The 19,896-nt window shown below is 32.0% G+C and carries 17 protein-coding genes; 2 read left to right on the top strand and 15 right to left on the bottom strand.

Annotation, left to right across the window (positions count from 1 at the left end):
* Positions 1–37 precede the first annotated feature (37 nt).
* The 4 genes from Q1B37_RS14330 to Q1B37_RS14315 all read right to left on the bottom strand — a co-directional run bounded on the left by Q1B37_RS14330 (position 38) and on the right by Q1B37_RS14315 (position 2,884).
* The gene (locus tag Q1B37_RS14330) at positions 38–616 is read right to left on the bottom strand and encodes a YdeI family protein (protein WP_299899555.1); all 579 of its coding nucleotides are present in this window, start codon (positions 614–616) and stop codon (positions 38–40) included.
* A gap of 9 nt (positions 617–625) precedes the next feature.
* Positions 626–1,285: a DUF2490 domain-containing protein gene (locus tag Q1B37_RS14325; RefSeq protein WP_299899554.1), complete on the bottom strand. Its 660-nt coding sequence runs from the start codon at positions 1,283–1,285 to the stop codon at positions 626–628.
* Positions 1,286–1,323: 38 nt separating this feature from the next.
* On the bottom strand, positions 1,324–1,908 hold the full coding sequence (locus tag Q1B37_RS14320) for a hypothetical protein (protein WP_299899551.1): 585 nt from the start codon (positions 1,906–1,908) through the stop codon (positions 1,324–1,326).
* 109 nt (positions 1,909–2,017) lie between these two features.
* The gene (locus Q1B37_RS14315; RefSeq protein WP_299899549.1) at positions 2,018–2,884 is read right to left on the bottom strand and encodes a hypothetical protein; all 867 of its coding nucleotides are present in this window, start codon (positions 2,882–2,884) and stop codon (positions 2,018–2,020) included.
* A gap of 262 nt (positions 2,885–3,146) precedes the next feature.
* On the opposite strand from Q1B37_RS14315, the gene Q1B37_RS14310 reads away from it, so the two are divergent.
* Positions 3,147–4,784 carry an ABC-F family ATP-binding cassette domain-containing protein gene (locus tag Q1B37_RS14310; RefSeq protein WP_299899547.1) on the top strand — a complete coding sequence of 546 codons (1,638 nt, stop codon included), beginning with the start codon at positions 3,147–3,149 and terminating at the stop codon, positions 4,782–4,784.
* A gap of 7 nt (positions 4,785–4,791) precedes the next feature.
* Here Q1B37_RS14310 and Q1B37_RS14305 read toward each other — a convergent pair whose 3' ends face one another.
* From Q1B37_RS14305 to Q1B37_RS14255, 11 genes are all read right to left on the bottom strand, one after another.
* Positions 4,792–5,322, bottom strand: coding sequence for a CIA30 family protein (locus tag Q1B37_RS14305; RefSeq protein WP_299899545.1), 531 nt, complete (start codon positions 5,320–5,322; stop codon positions 4,792–4,794).
* Positions 5,323–5,341: 19 nt separating this feature from the next.
* Positions 5,342–5,509, bottom strand: a complete 168-nt coding sequence (locus Q1B37_RS14300; protein ID WP_299899543.1) for a Lacal_2735 family protein — start codon at positions 5,507–5,509, stop codon at positions 5,342–5,344.
* A 117-nt stretch (positions 5,510–5,626) separates the two neighbouring features.
* Positions 5,627–5,923 carry an ankyrin repeat domain-containing protein gene (locus tag Q1B37_RS14295; RefSeq protein WP_299899541.1) on the bottom strand — a complete coding sequence of 99 codons (297 nt, stop codon included), beginning with the start codon at positions 5,921–5,923 and terminating at the stop codon, positions 5,627–5,629.
* Between the two features lie 28 nt (positions 5,924–5,951).
* A complete protein-coding gene (locus Q1B37_RS14290) occupies positions 5,952–6,755 on the bottom strand; it encodes an arginase family protein (RefSeq protein WP_299899539.1) in 804 nt (267 codons plus the stop codon).
* A 34-nt stretch (positions 6,756–6,789) separates the two neighbouring features.
* Entirely contained in the window at positions 6,790–8,430 is a 1,641-nt protein-coding gene (locus Q1B37_RS14285) for a M1 family metallopeptidase (protein WP_299899537.1), read from the bottom strand.
* Between the two features lie 12 nt (positions 8,431–8,442).
* A complete protein-coding gene (locus tag Q1B37_RS14280) occupies positions 8,443–9,378 on the bottom strand; it encodes an alpha/beta hydrolase-fold protein (RefSeq protein WP_299899535.1) in 936 nt (311 codons plus the stop codon).
* Positions 9,379–9,432: 54 nt separating this feature from the next.
* Entirely contained in the window at positions 9,433–10,773 is a 1,341-nt protein-coding gene (locus Q1B37_RS14275) for a M28 family peptidase (protein WP_299899533.1), read from the bottom strand.
* Positions 10,774–11,416: 643 nt separating this feature from the next.
* The gene (locus Q1B37_RS14270) at positions 11,417–13,144 is read right to left on the bottom strand and encodes an amidohydrolase family protein (RefSeq protein ID WP_299899532.1); all 1,728 of its coding nucleotides are present in this window, start codon (positions 13,142–13,144) and stop codon (positions 11,417–11,419) included.
* A gap of 182 nt (positions 13,145–13,326) precedes the next feature.
* Positions 13,327–14,505, bottom strand: coding sequence for a nuclear transport factor 2 family protein (locus tag Q1B37_RS14265; protein ID WP_299899530.1), 1,179 nt, complete (start codon positions 14,503–14,505; stop codon positions 13,327–13,329).
* A gap of 108 nt (positions 14,506–14,613) precedes the next feature.
* Positions 14,614–15,735 carry an MFS transporter gene (locus Q1B37_RS14260; RefSeq protein WP_366944328.1) on the bottom strand — a complete coding sequence of 374 codons (1,122 nt, stop codon included), beginning with the start codon at positions 15,733–15,735 and terminating at the stop codon, positions 14,614–14,616.
* A gap of 53 nt (positions 15,736–15,788) precedes the next feature.
* Positions 15,789–17,993: a bifunctional alpha,alpha-trehalose-phosphate synthase (UDP-forming)/trehalose-phosphatase gene (locus Q1B37_RS14255; RefSeq protein WP_299607644.1), complete on the bottom strand. Its 2,205-nt coding sequence runs from the start codon at positions 17,991–17,993 to the stop codon at positions 15,789–15,791.
* 92 nt (positions 17,994–18,085) lie between these two features.
* Between Q1B37_RS14255 and Q1B37_RS14250 the strand changes: the two genes are divergently transcribed.
* Positions 18,086–19,852: a glycoside hydrolase family 15 protein gene (locus Q1B37_RS14250; protein ID WP_299899529.1), complete on the top strand. Its 1,767-nt coding sequence runs from the start codon at positions 18,086–18,088 to the stop codon at positions 19,850–19,852.
* Positions 19,853–19,896: the final 44 nt, after the last annotated feature.

Below are 19,896 nucleotides of genomic sequence, written 5' to 3'. Positions count from 1 at the left end.
TGTTGTTAAGTAAGAATGTCAATATTCCTCTTTTCATTTATCTCCCTTGATCTCTAGCTTTGATATTCGCTTCGCAAAGTCTGATGATTTCTTTTATTCTTTTACCTCTTGTTTCGGGGCGTTTTGCTTGATAAAGCCAATACAAATAACTTTTTCTGTAGCTTTTAGAAAATCCTAGGTAGTTATTAAATGCTACTGGTGATTGGTCGAAAGCTGTTTGTAGGTCTTGTGGTATAATGCCATTTTCTACATTGTCAAGTGCGGTCCAAGATCCATTTTCTTTTGCGATTTCTATAGATTTTAATCCGCTTTCATGCATTAAATTATCTTTCATTAAATCTATGATATAAGTCTTATTTAATTTACTCCAAACACTTTTAGGTTTTCTCGGACAGAAATATTGTCTTCTTTTTTCGTTATCAATTTTTTTAACCGTAGAATCTATCCAACCATAACAAAGAGCTACTTTTACCGCTTCTTCCCAACGCATACTGAGGTGCTCACTTTCTACTTTGTAAAAAATTAAATAAATACCATCACTTTCTGTATGATTTTGATGTAACCAATTTCTCCATTCTTTATCATTTTTAAAATATAGTTCTGATTTGGGTTTCATATAGATTTCTTATTTTTTGTTTGCAAAAGCATGATAATAATTGATGCTTAACCATAATCTATTTTTAGTAGGTAAATTAAGAAATTGACTAATTCTATAATCAGGACCTATCTCAATTTTACTTTTATCATTCATGTTATAACCTAGGAAAGGAATTAACCGTAGTTCTAAATCTGAATTGGAAGCTTGATACGATCCAAGATATTCGTTATTAATTTTTAAGTAAAATTCTTTAGGGTCAACTCTATATCCGTTAAATGGAATTTCTACAGTAAATCGATATCGTAGTCTGAATTCTGGAGATTCTTTAGAGCTAAATGTTTGATCAGTTACAAAACGATGTGCTATTCGGATTGCCTCTAACTGTTGGGCTATGGAATACTGAAATATAGAACGATGCACAAGTTCATCTTTTTCAATGCGCAATAGATAGCCAACATTAAAAACATGATCAGATGATAGCTTGTAAGAGAGAATATTGGTTATATCTGTTAAGAGGTATTCATACGAAAACTCTTCTGAAGGACTATGCTCCCATAGTTGTTGACGAGATTCGATACTGTTAATTAATTTGAAACGATCCGAAATTTTATGAGAGATTACGATTTTAGGTAATAATCCAGTAGTAAATGATGTTTGGGCATTCGTATAACTATTTAAAGAACACATACAGAATACGATAAGGAGACAAAATCTTTTCTTCATCACTAATATAGCAGATTATCAGTGTTATCATTCACTATTCGTAACATCTTCAATAAAACTCCATCATTAGAATAAAGTAATTCATAATAATGAGAATGTTTCTCTTTTTTACCCTTTACAATTAGTTCGTAGTTTGTTGTGTACGCTGCTTTGGTATTTTTCTTATTTATCAATGAAATTAAGGTAGACCGATCACTGACCCATTGTAATTGAGTTTTTTTGATTTTTGATTTTGTGAAAATACTATCTAAAGAAGAATGAATTGTTTTTTGTAAATCGATGGAAAGTTCTGAGAAAGGAATTTTTATTTCTACATCTTCGGGCTTGCCTTCGCTCGTAAACTCGATACTATATTTGCTTTTTTGATAAAAAGTTTTGGCTTCGATACTTTTCCCACTTTGACTTTCTTCGATATACCATTTGATTTTTTTCTTGAAAGGACATTTTTTAATAAAATCCAATGCTTCTTTTGGAACCTGTGAAGGTTTGATACGATATTCTTTTTCTATTTTATTCTGAGCATTTACCGAAAGGGTAGAACACATCATGAAACAACAAATCCATATCCATAAATAACGTGCGAACATAAGCTTTGAATTCTTTTATGGAATGTACAAAAAATAGATAAATTTCATAAAAGAACCCATACTATAATTAACATAGTATGGGTTGAATGATTTTGTGTAATACATTAATCTAGTAGAACCTCGTATATGCTCTAAAGTTTCCAGTATTATATGGTCTTGTACGTTTTACTTGTCTTTCCGTATTGGTAGATGTGTAGTAGTAGTAATACCAGTACCCATTTGGTAAATCTACTTGATATTTTAGCACCCATTTCCAGTCACTAAAAGGCCAAGAAGCTGTATTTTCCCAAGCGTAAAATTGCAATCTTGTTAAACCACATACCACATTCGTTCTAGTATAGGTGTCGTCTAATTCTTTCCAATCACCACCGTAAAAAGAACTACGAGTTAGAGAATTCCATAATCCATTATCACAAAATCTAATATCAGTTGGTGTAGAAGTTACAGGAACACCACCACAGTAGGAATTCATAAATGTGGTTGCTCCTATATCATAACAAGACTTTTGATCAATATTTGTATAATTAGGGTCATTGATTTCTAATAATGCTCCACTATTTTCTATTTGTCTGCCAGACGATTGCAATGCTGATGGCGAAGCTGTCTTGGCAATACGATCAGGAATAGATACAGATGTTTTTGTCAAAGAAATAAATAAATTAAAAGGCGATTGATCAATACTATGTAAGCTTTCTTCTTTATTGTTAGCAGCTTCACCATACAGCGTTTCTGCTACAATCATCTCATCATCGTCTCCTAGCGCAATAAAATGATATTCATGACCATCTTTTTGGATTTTAGCTACCTCAAAGGATGTTTGAGTCAATTCATTGCTATATTCTGCATTTTTGGTAGGACTATCTTGTAGTTCTTCTACAGAATCATCATATAATTCTTCTTCTTTGTTTTCGCAAGATAAAAGTGAAATACTAAGTATTCCAACAAGGATAAACGGTTTAAAAATTGATTTTTTCATGTTTTAAGTTTTAAAAGTATTTAACTAATTGATTAAGGTGTTCCGGTAATACCATATTGTAGACAAAATTATTTTTTAAATAGTTGTTAGTCAATGAGTAAAGAACGGTTTTCATATAGGTATATCACCAGTTTTAAATGGGGCTTTTTCCCGAATAATTTAATGTTGTTAAGGTTTTAATAGATATAAAGTAATTCTATGACTATGATTTTCGTTGATCTCAACCTTTTTTATAGTTTTGCATTTTTAAAAATGAAAGTATATGATTTCTGTAGATGGATTAGCGGTAGAGTTTAGTGGAACAACCTTGTTTAGCAATGTTTCTTTTGTTATCAACGAAAACGACAAGATCGCTTTAATGGGCAAAAATGGGGCCGGAAAGTCCACTATGATGAAAATCATTGCAGGTGCTCAAAAAGCAACCAGAGGTAATGTTAGATGTCCTAAAGAAACTGTGATTGCTTATTTACCACAGCATTTACTTACGGATGATAATTGTTCAGTATTCGAAGAAGCTTCTAAAGCTTTTAGTGAGATTCATGAAATGCAGCAGGAAATAGATCGGTTAAATAAGGAATTAGAAACTCGTACAGATTATGATTCTGAAGAATATATGGGAATCATCCAGAAGGTAACTGATTTAGGAGAAAAGTTTTATGCAATTGAAGAGGTGAATTATGATGCTGAAGTAGAAAAAGCGTTGCAGGGATTAGGTTTTAAAAGAGAGGATTTTACCAGACCCACTAGTGAGTTTAGTGGAGGTTGGAGAATGAGGATTGAACTTGCTAAAATTCTATTACAAAAGCCTGATTTAATTTTGTTGGATGAGCCAACCAATCATGTAGATATAGAATCTGTTATATGGTTGGAAGATTTTTTAAAGAATAAAGCTAAAGCTGTTATAGTAATTTCCCATGATAAAGCTTTTATAGATAATATTACGAATAGGACTATAGAAGTTACAATGGGTAGAATTTATGACTATAAGGCTAATTATTCTCATTATTTACAATTAAGAGAAGAGCGAAGATCTCATCAGATAAAGGCATATCAAGAACAACAAAAGTTTATAGCAGATACCAAACAGTTTATCGAAAGGTTTAAAGGAACTTATTCGAAAACAAATCAGGTGAATTCTAGAGAGCGAATGTTGGAAAAATTAGAGTTAATAGAAATTGATGAAGTGGACAACTCATCTTTAAAACTTCGATTTCCTCCTTCGGCCAGATCTGGAGACTATCCTGTGATTGCAAAAGATTTATCTAAAAAGTATGGAGATCATGTTGTTTTTAAAGAGGCAAGTATGTCGATTGCTAGAGGAGAGAAAGTATCTTTTGTAGGTCGTAATGGAGAAGGAAAGTCAACAATGATAAAGGCTATTATGGGAGAAATTGATTTTGAAGGTGAATGTGCTTTAGGACATAATGCCAAAGTAGGATATTTTGCTCAAAACCAAGCATCATTGTTAGATCCAAATCTCACGGTTTTTCAAACGGTTGATGAAGTTGCAAAAGGCGATGTGAGGACTCAAATCAAGAATATTTTGGGTCAATTTATGTTTAGTGGCGACAATATTGATAAAAAAGTGGGCGTCCTTTCTGGAGGAGAAAGAACTAGATTGGCGATGGTAAAATTACTTTTAGAACCTGTAAATGTGCTGATCTTGGATGAGCCTACAAATCACCTAGATATTAGATCCAAAGATGTATTAAAAGAAGCACTAATGGCTTTCGACGGAACATTAATTCTAGTATCGCATGATAGAGATTTTCTCTCAGGATTATCTAATAAAGTATTTGAGTTTAAAGAGAAAAGAGTTATTGAACATTTTGAGACAATTGATGCATTTTTGGAGCGTAACAGAATGGAAAACTTGCGAGAAATACAATTAAAAAATTAGATTGAATCTATTCCAACACGATTTTGTCGATTTCCAATCTAAATTTTTCTTGTTTTTTGTTGCCAATTAAAAATGCTATTTCTTCCATTTGTATGGAAGGATAGTTTTGCATATCCAACGATACACCTCTAAAAGCTGGATACATTTCGGATAATGGTATTTCGATAGTTTGCCATTCTCCTGAAGTTTCGAAATGAGCTATGTATGAATGACGATCATAGGTATTCGTTTTAACTCTAAATTGATATCTTTTTTGATCACCTTTTAACGTAATCAAGGCTTTTGTATACCCTTTTACTTTTTTGGTCGAGAATCGGTACCGTACCATCGAAAATCCACCATTGTTTTCTAAAGAAATGGCTCCAGAGAAAATAGCATTTCCTTTATCATTCAGCGTTATTTTACCTTTAGATAAGCCTCCCATTACGCCGTCGTTAACAACAATCCAATCGGAAAGCGTATTCGTTTTTTTAAAATCAAAGATAGTGAGAGAAGGAGCCGTCAATCCAATAAAAATTAAAAATAGATATGTATTCACAGAATTAATGATTATTTATCTACTCAGGTAATTGTTCTATTTGTTCTAAGATCTCAGCAGCTTCGGCTTGTTTTTCGTCGCTAGCCTTTCGATTGGTATGAGACAACTTATACGATTCTTCCATCAACGTTTTATACTTTTTTTGTAAACGCTCTTTCTCAGTTTTCTTCTTAAATATAGCAAACATAGTTTTTGTTTTATCTAAAGATAAAGGGTAAGCTTTTAAACAGATGAGAAAGTTATCTTAAATAACTTTTTTATAAGAGTCTTTATATTAATTCTAGATAATATGTACTAGTAAATATTAGTTTGTAAGGTAGGTCTTTAGTAACTCTAAAGCTTTGATGTTTGATTTTTCTTTCGCTAAAGATAAAGCAGTATCTCCACTAAATCCTTCTTTGGCATTAATATCAGCACCATGTTCTAAGAGATATTTAGCAATCGAAAGATTACCAAATCGTATACTTTCTATTAGAGGTGTGGTCATTGCCTCAGGATGTTGATAATTAATATCTACACCATTGGTAACATAATATTTTACAAGCTCTAGATCTCCAGTTTGTGATGCTAATAGCATATCCTTCCAATTACCTCCAGACATAAAAGTTATAAATTGATAAAAACCTTAATTAGACCAATAAGTTAATGATTTTTTTGATAGGAGTTAATTCGGAAATTTCTGTAGTAACAGATTCTAAGACACTACTTCCTACAATGGTAAAATGTTCTTGTAATGTTTGAATATAGTTTTCGGCCTCAAGAATTTTTACACCTTTAGAAACTTGGTAATATGTTTTATCATAATCATTGGGTTCCAAACAATCAAAGTCGAAGTGAAGATAAAGATGTGTGATTTTTTTAGATTGTAAAGTACCTACAAGATCTAAAATATTTACTTTTTTAGGGGCATAAATATTGCCATCCTTAATTCTAGTTTGTTCTGTACTATCTATATCTCTAACTCCAATATAATGAATTTGAGAAGCGGTAATAGTAGAAAAAAGTAATGGATTCATATGCTCTGAACCTTCTCCTAATAATGTTCTAAGCGGCATGCCATGAAAATTACAACTAGGAGAATCGCAAGGGCGGTTAATATCGGCATGTGCATCAAACCAGATAACTCCCAGGTTTGGATAAAGTGCGTTTAGATACGAAACAGGAACAATCTCTAATCCACAATCCCCTCCAATGGTAGTAATAGTTTTTGGTTGTTCTGCATCAATCTTATTTTTAAGACGAGTTAGTTGTTCGAAAATCGCATCATAGTTATTAATGTCGTACTTTTTCTCTCCATTTGGACCTGCTTCAATGTTAGATAATGGGATTTTAATAAATCCTGGATCTTCTACATATTCTAAAATAGTTTGTGCACCATTTTCTATCGTTTTACCAGTACCAGATCCTTGCCATTGAGGAAAATATATTTTCACAGATTTTAAGTTTTAGAGATGAATATGTATTTGATTATATAGATTTTCCTTTTACATAAAAATTAGGGTCTATGTCAATTTTGTCAGCTTTTACCTGAAGAGTTTGCCAAGAAGCGTTTGGCTGTATCCATTTTTCTTTCCCGTCTATTTTTAATCGTACAGGCATATCAAAACCTTTAACAATATCGATATATCGATATTTAAGCTCTTTATTATCTAAACGATATTCCAAAGTAGGAATTCTGGTATCACGTAAATATTGATTAAAAAATTCAGTGAGATCAATTTTTGATTGCTCACTTATATAATCTTCAATTTCTTTTGTAGTTACTGTTTTATGATAAAACTCTTTGTTTAGTCCTCGTAGTATAGATCGCCATTTGTCATCATCTTCAATAAGTTGACGTAGCGTATGTAACATATTGGCTCCCTTATAATACATGTCGCTAGATCCTTCATTATTCACATCATAATGACCTATAATGGGTTTGTCATTTCTAATTCCTTTTCTTGTGCCAATAACATAATCTGAAGAAGCTTCTTTTCCATAATGGTAGTCCAGAAATAAATTTTCTGAATATGCGGTGAAACTTTCATGTATCCACATATCGGCAATATCCTTATAGGTAATATTATTAGCAAACCACTCATGACCCGATTCATGTATTATTATAAAATCGAATTTTAATCCCCAACCTGTTCCGGATAAATCATTACCTAGATATCCGTTTACATATTTATTTCCATAAGTCACAGAACTCTGATGCTCCATGCCTAAATAAGGAACTTCTACCAGTTTAAAGCTATCCTCATAAAAAGGGTAGGGGCCAAACCAATGTTCGAAAGCTTTCATCATTTTTGGGGCATCTTTAAATTGCTTCTTAGCAGCCTCAAGATTATCTCTTAGTACATAATAATCCATATCTAACAGGCCTTTTTCTCCTTTGTATTTTTCTCCAAAATGGACATAATCCCCAATATTAATGTTTACGCCATAATTGTTTATTGGATTATTAACAAACCAATGATAGGTCTTTGTATTTGGGTTTCGCTCTTCAATCTTACGCAGTCTTCCATTGGAAATATTCATTAAATCTTTTGGCACAGTAACACTCACCAACATACTATCTACTTCATCGTACATATGATCTTTATTTGGCCACCAAACACTTGCTCCTAATCCTTGACAGGAGGATGCTACGAAGTGTTTGCCATTTGTGTCTTTTTTCCAGGAAATACCACCATCCCAAGGAGCTCTGACGGCTTCTCTTGGTTTGCCACTGTAGTGAACAATTATAGAATTAATACTTCCTTTTTTCTGTTTTTTGATCAATTCTATAAAATGAGCATTTTCTTCAGAACGAACTTTTAGTAGTTTTCCATCTTGTTCTACTTTTTCTATAGTTAATGGAGGCTGCAGATCCACTTGTAACGTGCTTTGATTTTCCAATACTTTATATTGAATTGTATTTTTACCTGAAATCGTTTTTTTTTCGGGATCCACTGTGATGTCTAAATGGTAGTAAGTAAGATCCCACCATGATCTTTCTGGCGTAATGGAACCTCTTAAAGTGTCTTGTCTTGTGAATTTTTGATGCGAATCAAAAAGAGATGTCTGTCCGATAATTGGAATACTTGAGCAGATCAAACATACTACTAAAAAAAACTTATTCATTTTCAATTTAATTTATTGTAATAGGAACTCTAATGGGACGTGTATACGTTCATTCCAACTTTTCTCATTATGACCATCTCCTTCAAATTTTTTGGTGATCCAGTTCTTTCCTTCTTCATACCCTTTATCTTTCATCATTTGGTCCACTTGTTTCTGAAAAGGTTCATATTGAGCGTCTAAACCTTCGGTTCCAAAATCAAAATATATTTTATGCGTTTTAGGATCGGGTAGAGTAGATGGTAAGGTTTTGATATAGGCTTCGCCCAAAATAGGAACTGGCCAATGAGTAGAAACACATCCTGCAGCTCCGAAAACTTCTGGATATTTACATATTCCGTATAATGATATTAATCCACCCATTGAAGATCCCATAATTGAAGTATCTTCCATTTTAGTGGATACATTATAGGTTTTATCAATAAAGGGTTTTAATTCTTCAACCAGAAATTTCAAATATTCATCAGAATATAAAGAATCGAATCCTGTATTTTGTTTTAAAGCTGCTTTTGCTTCGGGATTGTTTGTAGCTTCTGCTGGAGCTTCTGGCATGTATTCTGAAAAGCGCTTTCTTTCTGTATTCCAAGGGGCAACAACAATAGTATTTTTGATGCTACCTGTTTTTATTAAGCTATCTATGGTTTCATCTACTCCCCAATCGATACCTGTATAAGAAGTTTTAGGGTTAAAAACATTCTGTCCATCATGCATGTACAGTACTTTGTATTTCTTATTTGAAGTATCATAGCCATGAGGTAAGAACACTTCTACGTTTCTTGGGATTACATTTTTAGATTTGAAATTCTTATGAATAACAACTTTTCCCTTGGTTTCAATGGATAATTTTTCTGCTATATCAACATTTATGGATGATTTTTCTTTTACATTTTCTTGTTTACAAGAAAACGTACATAATAGCGCGATGATGAAGAAGATGTTTAAGAATTTCACACGTTTAAATTTTAGTTGATACACATTAATAGTTTGATTTAGAACATTCTCTATTTACTTTCTAAAAATGGCAGTAGGGAACACAACCAGACTTTCAAATCCGTTTTTTCCTACAGTTGCTATTCCAAAAAAGTAATTATCAATAACAATACCATCGAGTACAAAGTTATCTACATTACCAACAAACCTGCTATAATCCCAGGTAGGTGATGTAGTATCTCTCCAATATATTTTATATCCTTGGATATTAGGATCATTTGATTTTTCCCATTTAAACTTCACAGAAGGTTCCACTATTCCACCAATTTTAACTTCTGTTGGAGTTGGTGGTGCCCATGCAATGGATGCAAGATTGATTGCATTAACAGCAGTTAGTTTAGTTGCATATTCAAAGTTTACATGTTCTACTACATCTCCATATGCAATCCCATCTTCTTTTCTAATGTCTTGGTGTTGCTGAGTATAGTTTTCATGAGCCTCCATAATTCTAATTCCAGCGAATCCAGCATCATTAAAAGGACGATGATGACCACCACGACCAAATCTATCTAGTCGATAGATCATCATAGGATTCATTTCTGGCATATATGTTTTGGTAGTTTTATGAATATACCGAGCCAACTGACGAGAAATTCCATCCACTTCGCCTCCATAAAAACGTCTGTTTTTAACTGTTCTTTCATTGTCAGTTAAATTGGTTGGTTCAGAGAAAATTCTAAATGTTCTATTATCGATAACACCATCTACACCTTTGATATTACCAATCATATCATTATTCATAACTCCAACAATATCCCAATTGTTCTTTTTGGCATAGTTGGCCAATCCTTTTCCGCCAAACAGTCCTTGTTCTTCTCCAGAAAGGCCTACGTAAATAATACTACTTTCAAATTTGTATTTGGACAATACTCTTGCCGCTTCCATCGCTCCAGCCATTCCTGTTGCATTATCATTAGCGCCAGGAGCATCATCAGTAAAGTTATTTGGGTCAGAAATACGGGAATCGATATCTCCACTCATAATAATGAAGCGATTAGGGTATTTAGTTCCTCGTTGTATGGCAACTACATTTACAACCATTACATCTTTGGTAATACGTTGATTTGTTCCTTTTTTAACAAGGTCTTTTTGATAAAAAACTTCTAAACAATTATTACATTTTTTGGATATGGTTTCAAACTCAGATTTGATCCACCTTCTGGCAGCACCAATTCCTCTTGTATTGGAAACTGTATCGCTTAAGGTATGTCTGGTGCCAAAACCAGCTAATGTTTTAATATCTGCTTCTATTCTTTCGCTAGAAATAGCATTGATAATATCATATATTTTTGAGTTTGTTTGTGCGCTAGCAATTATTGAAAATAAAAAAAGTGTTGAGGTAAAAAAAATCTTCATTTGTGTTAATTTGATCGCGTAATTTAAGTAAAAGCAATCATTGGGAGTGACTCCTTAACAAATTTATAAGACCTACACGATGGCGCTTTAATATGAAACATAAATGAATTGATTTATCATAGTTATCTTTTAAAATGTACAAATATGGATTTTCGAACATGTATTTATACTATGCTGTTTTCATATCTAACTTTTTGTTCATGTATAAGAGTACCATAGCAATCTGATACTAGCATTTTTCCATTCAATTGAGTTTTGATTTTAAGAAAAATTTCATTTGTAGATTTAGCTATTAAGTTTATCTCTATTATCAAAAGATATGTAGGGTGGTTCACGATCTTCTAGATAATTAATATTGATTATAGAAGGAGCTTCATAATCTGTAATCAACCAATGTTCTATAGCAAAACGAAGAATATGTTCTTTGCATTTCTCATTTTAAAAAATAGCTTTTATACAACCTTTAGTAGTCTAATATTCTTTTTTACAACTTCTCATTCTTGCACTTAATATTGATGCCTCCGTTTTTTAGTAGTTTTTAAAATGGCTCAACATAAAATCAAACTCTTTGTCCGCAAGTGGAACAATTTCTTAAATATGTAGTTGCAAAGGATGTTTCATTTGACTGTAACCTCTATTCGATTCATCTTAAGAAGGTAACTTTAGCTATTTTACCATTTTCTACTTCATAGATTGTTATAACATTGGAGTAACGATCTCCAAATCTTACATATTCTCGATCGACTACTTTATTACCAAGAACAATACGGTTTTTAATTTCACAGTATAAGTTTGGAACTTTTTCAAACATAGTTTCAAAACTTTTTTTCATGTCTGCTTTACTAGAAATGGATAGTTCATTAGGGAAGTTGTAGATCTTTACGTCATCCGAATAAGTGTCCATAAAAGCATCTATATTTCTAGCATTGTAAGCGTTTACTTGCCTTTGTACAATTTGTTCTGGAGTTTCTTTTAAAAGCTCTTTAATATTCAATATTTCTCCACTTTTAATAACTTCTTCTATTGAATTTAAATTTTCAATATTTTCAACAGGATTTTTAGATAGAATAACCAAATCGGCTAATTTTCCTTCCTTAATAGATCCAATATCACCTTCTAGTCCAAAACCTAAAGCAGCATTAATTGTAGAAGCTTTTATAATATCAAAATTAGATATGTTTGATTTTTTCATAGCTTCAATCTCTTGGATGTATGAAGAAGCGTGGATTGTACCTATATTTCCAGCATCTGTTCCAGTAGCTATATTAATTCCTTTTTCAGTTAGTTTTAAAAGGTTTGTAAGCATTATGCTATCGCGAGTTCTATTTCTTTTTTCTAAGGATTTTGGATCTTTTCTTAGTTTTTTTATTCTGTCTGGAATTTCATTATCAGAAAATCTATTCATATCGGTTAATGTACCATATACTTTTGGATTTGCGTAGGTTAGATCTTGTATATGATTGCTAGGGTTAGCTAGATATGCCTTGCCATAATTTTTACCAACAATTAAAGTTGGGATATATGTTACTTTATGATCTTTAAGCATTTTGATAAATTCATCATCTACAAGTTGATCATTTACACTATGCACTAAAATATCGGCACCTGCTTTTACCGCTAGTTTTGCAGTTTTTAGATTAGTTGCATGAACTGTTAATTTCAGGTTGTTTTTATGAGTTAACTCAGCAATATGAGCAACGATAGGATAGGTTTTCTCTGCAGGTAATCCATTACCTGATATATACCATATTTTGATAAAATCAGGTTTGTAAGCAATCATTTTATTAAATAGTTTCGTGGCTTCTTGTTTAGAGTTGATTTTTTCTATAGGGATGTCTTCCAGACTAGAAAAAGCTTTAGGTTGGTATGGAGAAAATAAAGGACCTGTAACATAAACATTTGGAGAAATATGATGTTTAGCAATACTATCTCGTACAGTAAAATTATAAAAAGGACCTCCAACATCCATTACCGATGTGATACCTAATTTTAGATAGCGTTTAAAATTATCGGGGATTATATCTTTTGCAAACTGTATCTCATCTTCATAAGAAAAGTTATTTGTTAGATCGATTGCATCTGGTCTGGTATATAAGCTTCCTGTTTGAAAAAAATGTATATGAGTATCAATCATACCAGGAATTAGAAACTTATCTGTTCCGTCAATAATCGAAACTTCATTATTTACTTTTATTTCGTCAGCAGTAATTTTTGATATGCGATCTTTTTCAATAAGTATATTCCTGTTTTTTTGAATTTTACCGTTTTCTACATCGATAAGATTTATGTTTTTGAGTAAAATTGATTGAGAAAAACCTGAAAAAGTCGAGCATATAACTACAATAGTGATTAAAACGAAATTTCTATTCATTAGTGATTTGTGTGATTGTTAATTTTATTAATACAAATGTCAAGTATAAAAAAATATTAGATACGTGAAAAGAAAAAATAATTCTAAATAAATATGTGTTTCCGTTTAAATTATATTTATGAATCTTATTAATTAAATTTTGATACTAAGAAATGTTATTTTGCCTTTATTATTGATGAATTCTAAAAAAAAGTAACCTTAGCTATTTTACCGTTTTCCACTTCATAGATCGCTACAGCTTTTATCTTTTTACCATTTATGAGTACTGATTCTTCGTCAATGACTTTGTTTCCGTATACAATTCTATTCTTTACTTCACAGTGCAGATCTGGTGTATTTTCAAAAAAGGATGCGTACCCTTTTTTTAGATTATCTATCCCTTCATAACTTAATTTATTAGGATAGTAATACACTTTTACATTTTTTGAGTATGTTGAGGCGAAGGCGTCAATGTTTCTAGCGTTATAGGCATCTAATTGCTGCTGAACGATACGCTCTGGTGATATATCAGAAACTATGGACAGTAAAGTGCTAATGGAATTTGTAGCAATTCTTGTAATATTCCCAAGTCCTGGATCTGTAGAAGTATAAAACAAGCTCCAATTTTTATCTGTTTTTGGATTAAACTTATAGATTATATTTCCTTTAGGCATTAAAATAGTTCCATTTAGTAACCAACACATATCTTCGGCCTCTGGAATCGTATTTATAATTTTTTTCGTTTCTCCAGAGATTGGATTTAATGACTTTATTTCCCATTGTTCATTTTCTTTGCTGATATAACTGATAAGCTTAGAGTTTGGAATTTTATGTAATGATCTTCCTATTTTCTTTTGTAGAGTTGCATTCGTCTTATTTTTCAGGTTAGAAACCACCAGTGACAGACTCTGATCCTCTAATACAGAGGAAACAATTATATCTTTATCATACCAACAGTGATATCCAACTACAAGATTTTCTAATAATACCTTAGGTTTCCCAGTTTTAAAATCATACGAGTACAATAGTTGCTTGCCTGTGGTATCCAATCTAATAGCCGAAATAGCCTTTTGATTCGGGATTTTAGTAGGTGAATATTCACTTCCTTCTAAAGTATTAGAAATCCAATCAATTTTATTGTCTCTAATATTATACGCAGCTATATCAGTCTGTCCATTTCTGGTAGAAGAAAACAAAACAATATTATCGTTATAAAAAGAAGGCTGATTGTCATAGCCTGGATTGTTTGAAATATTTCTTTGATTGGTAAGCTTTAGTTCATTATTCTCTGTTGAAATGTCGAATAAATATACTTCTGTATCCGTTTGAGCTGTACTTAAAAAAAAATGGGATAGTATTACGAAAAAAAGAATGTTTCTCATGGGTTTTGTTTTCTAAAATACAGGTAAATATCAAGTATTTTCTTAAGTATTTGTTAAGAGTTATTTCCGATAATTAAGAGTTGATAAATATCAACTTTAAAATCTAGTCTACTGTTTTCGAGAAGCGTAAAGACCAATTAGTGGACCAATTCCCAAAAAAAGGAATATATACATAGAATCCATATGGTTGACTAGATAGGAAAGTAATTGAATACTAAGAATCGTTATTGCAAAACCAATACAATTTACAATCGTAAGTCCAGTTCCTCTAAGTTCTGGAGGAGCAGCACCAGCTACCATTGTAGAAAACTGAGGAGAATCAGATATCACCACCATCCCCCAGAAACCTAACAGGCCTAAAAATATTTCTACTGGTAATTGAAATAGGAGCGGAGAGATTAAGCAAAAAAGCCCAGAAATAATTAGTGAATACCGTGCCACTTTTCTACTTCCAGTTTTCAAGGAAATATAACCACCCAAAACACACGAAAAGAAACCAATAGCAATGATCGTAAATGACCAGAGGGATATTGGAATTCCTATTCTATGCTTTTCGACATAGGTTTTTAGTAGTACTGGAACAAAGCCCCAAAATGCATAAAGCTCCCACATATGACCGAAGTATCCGAAAGCAGCTTTTCTAAAACTAATAATTCCAAAAAGTTCAGTGATTACTCCTAATTGTAATTTAGAAACGGGTTTTCTATAAGGACCATTAGGAATACAAAAATAAATTAATAATCCGCCAAGTAAGGCTAGCAAACTAGTAGATTGGATTACGATTTTGTAATCGCTATTCCATGATAGTTCTTTTAATAAATGAGGAAGTGCAGTACCCATAACTAAAGCACCTACCAAATATCCTAATGCTTTTCCTAAACCATCTTTGTAATAATCGGAGGCTATTTTCATACCAACAGGATAAATACCGGCTAGAAAAAAACCAGTTCCAAATCGTGCTGTGAGTACATTAAGAACAGTAATGTTGGGTATTAATAGAGCAATATTACAAAGCGCTCCCAAGATTGCTGAAATCATAAATACTTTTGATGGAGAAAATCGATCTACCAATGTAAAAAGAGCAAAAGTGAGCGTACCGATAATAAAACCAAATTGAACCGTTGATAAAAGATATCCTAGTATATTAAAACCTACATTAAACTGAGCTGCAAAATCATCTATAACAGCGTTTCCTGCAAACCACAAAGACGTACAGAAAAACTGCGCAATAATAATAACAGGAAGTATATAGATCTTTGGTTTCAGAATATTTATATTAAAAGTTAGTTAAGCTCTTGTAATAATTGATGAACCTGATTTGTATCTTCTACGTAAAACTTGGCAATCGTTTTTTTTAATCCTACTTTAATGGTATATGAAGAAGATGGCAATTCTTTGAACATATATTCATCTGTCCAATCATCACCTATGGCAAAAATAAAATCATAGTCTTTTTCTACAAGCATTTTGCAAGCAGATTTTCCTTTGTTGATACCACTTACTTTTATTTCTAATACCTTATCACCTTCTAAAATTTCGAGATTATGATTAGCAATGAGGTGTTGTATTGTGGTTTTTAATTCCATAGATCTTAGTTTACCAAGATCTGGATCTACGTTTCTAAAATGCCAAGCCAACGAATAATTTTTTTCTTCGATAAGAGAACCTGGTGTTCTGTCTGTAAACGATTCCAATACAGGAGCAATAGACTCGAACCAATCGTTATTTACTCTTTCTAAAAGTTCCCAATCTTTATCTACGTCTTTTAGCCAAGCTCCATGTTCGGTAATTAAGGTATAATCTTTATGACCGAACCATTTATTAAAAGTAAATTTATCTCTACCAGTTATCAATATGACTTTATTTCTTTTATCTTTTTGAAGGTTATCTAAAATATCAAATATTTTTTGGGTGGGTTTAGCATTTTCAGGAATTTTTTCAAAAGGAGCTAAAGTTCCATCATAGTCAATAAATAAAATTCGATTTTTAGAAGTTTCGAAATCTGATAATAAATCTTTCTTTAGTTCGGGAGTTAATTTCTTTAATGAGTACTTTTTAGCTGTGGTTTTAGTGTTTTCTAGAGATTCCATGAAATCTTTGGCCCATTTCTCTACATTATATCTTTTCAATCTCTTTTGGAGCGCAGTATTTCTTTTTATCTGTTCTTCTTCAGGCATCTCTAAAGCAAACTTTAGGGTATCCGCTATTTCTTCAAAATTATTTGGATTGATAATAAGTGCTTCGCTCATCTCTTTTGAAGCACCTGTCATTTCACTTAAGATAAGAACCCCTTTTTTATCAACTCTAGAAGCGATGTATTCTTTGGCAACCAGATTCATTCCATCTCTTATAGGAGTTAGCAAAGCCACTTCACTAGAAGTATATAAATCAATTAAATTCTCAAAAGGCATCGAACGATAAAAATACCAAATAGGAGTCCAGCTTACTTCCGAGAATTTGCCATTAATTCTACCTACCAGTTGATCAATTTCATTTTTTAGTAGTTGATATTGTGGAACGTTAGATCTAGAAGGTACCGCAAGCATTACTAATCTTGCTTTTCCTCTAAATTGAGGGTATTTATCTAAGAAATATTCAAAGGCTCTTAATCTGTTAGCAATCCCTTTTGTGTAATCAAGTCTATCTATGGATAAAATGAGTTTTGCACGATCTCCATCTGCAAGGTGCTCATCTATTTTTTGTTGTATTTCAGTTTGATCCTGTTTTTCTTTTTCATTATGTAAGGTAGCGGCATCATGAAATTTTTGATAATCAATACCCATAGGGAAAGAATCTACTTTAACAATTCTGTTATCCAGCTGTACATTGTTAAAGTTAATTTCTAATCCTAAAATTCTTTGCGCGGAACTTAGAAAATGTCTTTCATAATCATACGTATGAAACCCAACTAAATCAGCTCCCAATAATCCTTTTAGTATTTCTTTTCTACAAGGAATTGTTCTAAATACTTCATATGATGGAAAAGGAATATGCAAAAAGAATCCTATGGTTACATTCGGTTTCTTTTTTCGGATCATTTCGGGTAACAGTAGTAGTTGATAATCGTGTACCCAAATAGTATCATTTTCATCAAGGTTTTCGATGACAATATCCGCAAATTTTTGGTTTACTGATTGATATATATTCCAACTATCTTTTTCAAATTCGGTATATTCCATGAAATAGTGAAATAGTGGCCATAAAGTATTATTACTAAAACCATAATAAAATCCATCAATTTCTTCAGAAGTTAATGGAACTCCAACACATTGATGTTTTGTCAACGCATTTTTTACCAGAATTCTTTTATTATCGTCTAATTGTTCTTCAGTAAGACCACTCCAACCGATCCAAATACTATCACTTCCAGAATGAACAGATTTCATTCCTGTTGCTAATCCTCCAACACTTGGTATCGTATTAATGGAATTATTATCAATTTCTAATTGTAAAGGCAGTCGATTTGAGATTATGATAGTTTTACTCATAAAGCTTGGTGAAAGTTGGTTGACTAATTTTGATTGATTAAATTTCGGTTCAGCGAATAAAGGTACGTTTATTTAAAAGAACTTGAAATTATATGAATAATTTGGACTACGGAATTATTGGAAATTGTAAGAGCGCAGCTTTAATTTCAAAGAAAGGAGCTATTGATTGGTGTTGTCTTCCCAATTTTGATTCATCTTCAGTTTTTGCAAAAATTCTGGATGAAGATAAAGGAGGAACTTTCGAAATTTTAGTGAGTGATGATTATAAGGTTTCTCAGAAATATATAATTAAAACAAATATTCTGGTAACGGAATATAATAATGGAACGGATGTTTTTGAAAGTATTGATTTTATGCCGCGATATCAAAATGAAGATGGTTCTTATCATGCACAGGCAGATATCATTAGATACATTAAGTTAATTTCGGGTAAACCGACTTTTAGGGTAAATTATGATCCTAAATTAGAATATGCAAAAGAGGATACTTACTCAAAAGTAACTGAAACTTATATTAAAAGTATCACAGATAAAGATAAGTATGATACCTTATATCTCTACTCTGATCTTGATTTAGAAACCATTCTGAATTCTGAAGAAATCACATTGACTGATAACGCTTATTTTTTGATAAGTTATCACGAAAAGATTTTGAAACAATCATTAGAGCTTTGTTACCTTAAACTACAAAGAACCAGAGTTTATTGGATGGATTGGAGCGAAAAAACGACCTCTTATAATTTGTATAATCAGGAAATCCTAAGAAGTGCTTTGGTGCTTAAATTATTAAGCTATGAAAAGTCAGGAGCTGTATTAGCGGCTGCAACTACTTCGTTACCAGAAACTATAGGAGAGGTACGAAATTGGGATTATCGTTTCTGTTGGATTAGAGATGCCTCTATGGTGATAAAAGTAATTTCAGATCTTGGGCATAAACAAGTAGCACAACGCTTTCTAAGATTTATAATTGATATCATACCTGATAAGGATGAAAAGATTCAGATTATGTATGGAATTAATGGAGAGAAGGATCTTACGGAAAAAACACTGGATCATCTTAGCGGTTATAAAAATTCTAGTCCAGTTCGTATTGGAAATGCAGCTTTTCACCAAAAACAAAATGATATCTATGGTATCTTAATGAATGTAATTTATCAGCAGTTTGTAAAATTTGATGCTGCGGTAGATGATAGCGAAAGTTTATGGACTATTAGTAAAAGTATTGTACATATTGTAAACGTAAACTGGGAAAAGCCTGATAAAGGTATTTGGGAGTTTAGAACAGAAGAAAGACATTTTACATTTTCCAAACTACTTTGTTGGGTAGCTGTGGATAGAGCTATAAAAATAGGAGAATTAATAGGTAAAACTAATAATAATGAAAGGTGGAGAGAACTGAGAGATCGAATTTATAATGATATATATGAGAATGCCTGGAATGAAGAGGTGCAAGCGTATACACAGTCTTATGGGTCAGCTGACCTAGATGCTTCTACTTTATTAATGGAGTCCTATGGATTTATCGAGGCAAAAGATCCAAGATTTGTGAATACCGTAAAAGCTACCGAACGAGAATTATGTAATGATGGATTATTATATAGATATAAAAATAAAGATGATTTTGGATTGCCTTCTTCTTCATTTACAATCTGTAGTTTTTGGTTTATAAATAGTTTAAACAAAATAGGAGAGAAGGAAAAGGCCCGTAAAATGTTTGATCAATTATTATCATACAGTAACCATTTAGGGTTGTTTAGTGAGGATATAGATTTTAAATCAAAAAGATTACTTGGTAATTTTCCTCAAGCATATTCTCATCTAGCATTAATAGAAACTGCAGTGAATTTTTCGGAAAGCTAATAAATAGAATAGAAATACTACAAATACAAGATCTCAAATAGCAT

The sequence above is a fragment of the uncultured Aquimarina sp. genome (assembly GCF_947492965.1).
Lineage (GTDB): Bacteria > Bacteroidota > Bacteroidia > Flavobacteriales > Flavobacteriaceae > Aquimarina.
The sequence above is the reverse complement of the archived record's forward strand: the minus strand, read 5'-3'. Positions and strand labels throughout refer to the sequence as shown.

What these genes read in the sequence shown, in the direction of transcription:
- Q1B37_RS14310 (WP_299899547.1), top strand. Translation starts at nt 3,147, where the DNA reads ATGATTTCTGTAGATGGATTAGCGGTAGAGTTTAGTGGAACAACCTTG.
- Q1B37_RS14295 (WP_299899541.1), bottom strand. Translation starts at nt 5,923, where the DNA reads ATGTCTGGAGGTAATTGGAAGGATATGCTATTAGCATCACAAACTGGA.
- Q1B37_RS14265 (WP_299899530.1), bottom strand. Translation starts at nt 14,505, where the DNA reads ATGAGAAACATTCTTTTTTTCGTAATACTATCCCATTTTTTTTTAAGT.
- Q1B37_RS14325 (WP_299899554.1), bottom strand. Translation starts at nt 1,285, where the DNA reads ATGTGTTCTTTAAATAGTTATACGAATGCCCAAACATCATTTACTACT.
- Q1B37_RS14275 (WP_299899533.1), bottom strand. Translation starts at nt 10,773, where the DNA reads ATGAAGATTTTTTTTACCTCAACACTTTTTTTATTTTCAATAATTGCT.
- Q1B37_RS14270 (WP_299899532.1), bottom strand. Translation starts at nt 13,144, where the DNA reads ATGAATAGAAATTTCGTTTTAATCACTATTGTAGTTATATGCTCGACT.
- Q1B37_RS14255 (WP_299607644.1), bottom strand. Translation starts at nt 17,993, where the DNA reads ATGAGTAAAACTATCATAATCTCAAATCGACTGCCTTTACAATTAGAA.
- Q1B37_RS14315 (WP_299899549.1), bottom strand. Translation starts at nt 2,884, where the DNA reads ATGAAAAAATCAATTTTTAAACCGTTTATCCTTGTTGGAATACTTAGT.
- Q1B37_RS14320 (WP_299899551.1), bottom strand. Translation starts at nt 1,908, where the DNA reads ATGTTCGCACGTTATTTATGGATATGGATTTGTTGTTTCATGATGTGT.
- Q1B37_RS14285 (WP_299899537.1), bottom strand. Translation starts at nt 8,430, where the DNA reads ATGAATAAGTTTTTTTTAGTAGTATGTTTGATCTGCTCAAGTATTCCA.
- Q1B37_RS14330 (WP_299899555.1), bottom strand. Translation starts at nt 616, where the DNA reads ATGAAACCCAAATCAGAACTATATTTTAAAAATGATAAAGAATGGAGA.
- Q1B37_RS14250 (WP_299899529.1), top strand. Translation starts at nt 18,086, where the DNA reads ATGAATAATTTGGACTACGGAATTATTGGAAATTGTAAGAGCGCAGCT.
- Q1B37_RS14300 (WP_299899543.1), bottom strand. Translation starts at nt 5,509, where the DNA reads ATGTTTGCTATATTTAAGAAGAAAACTGAGAAAGAGCGTTTACAAAAA.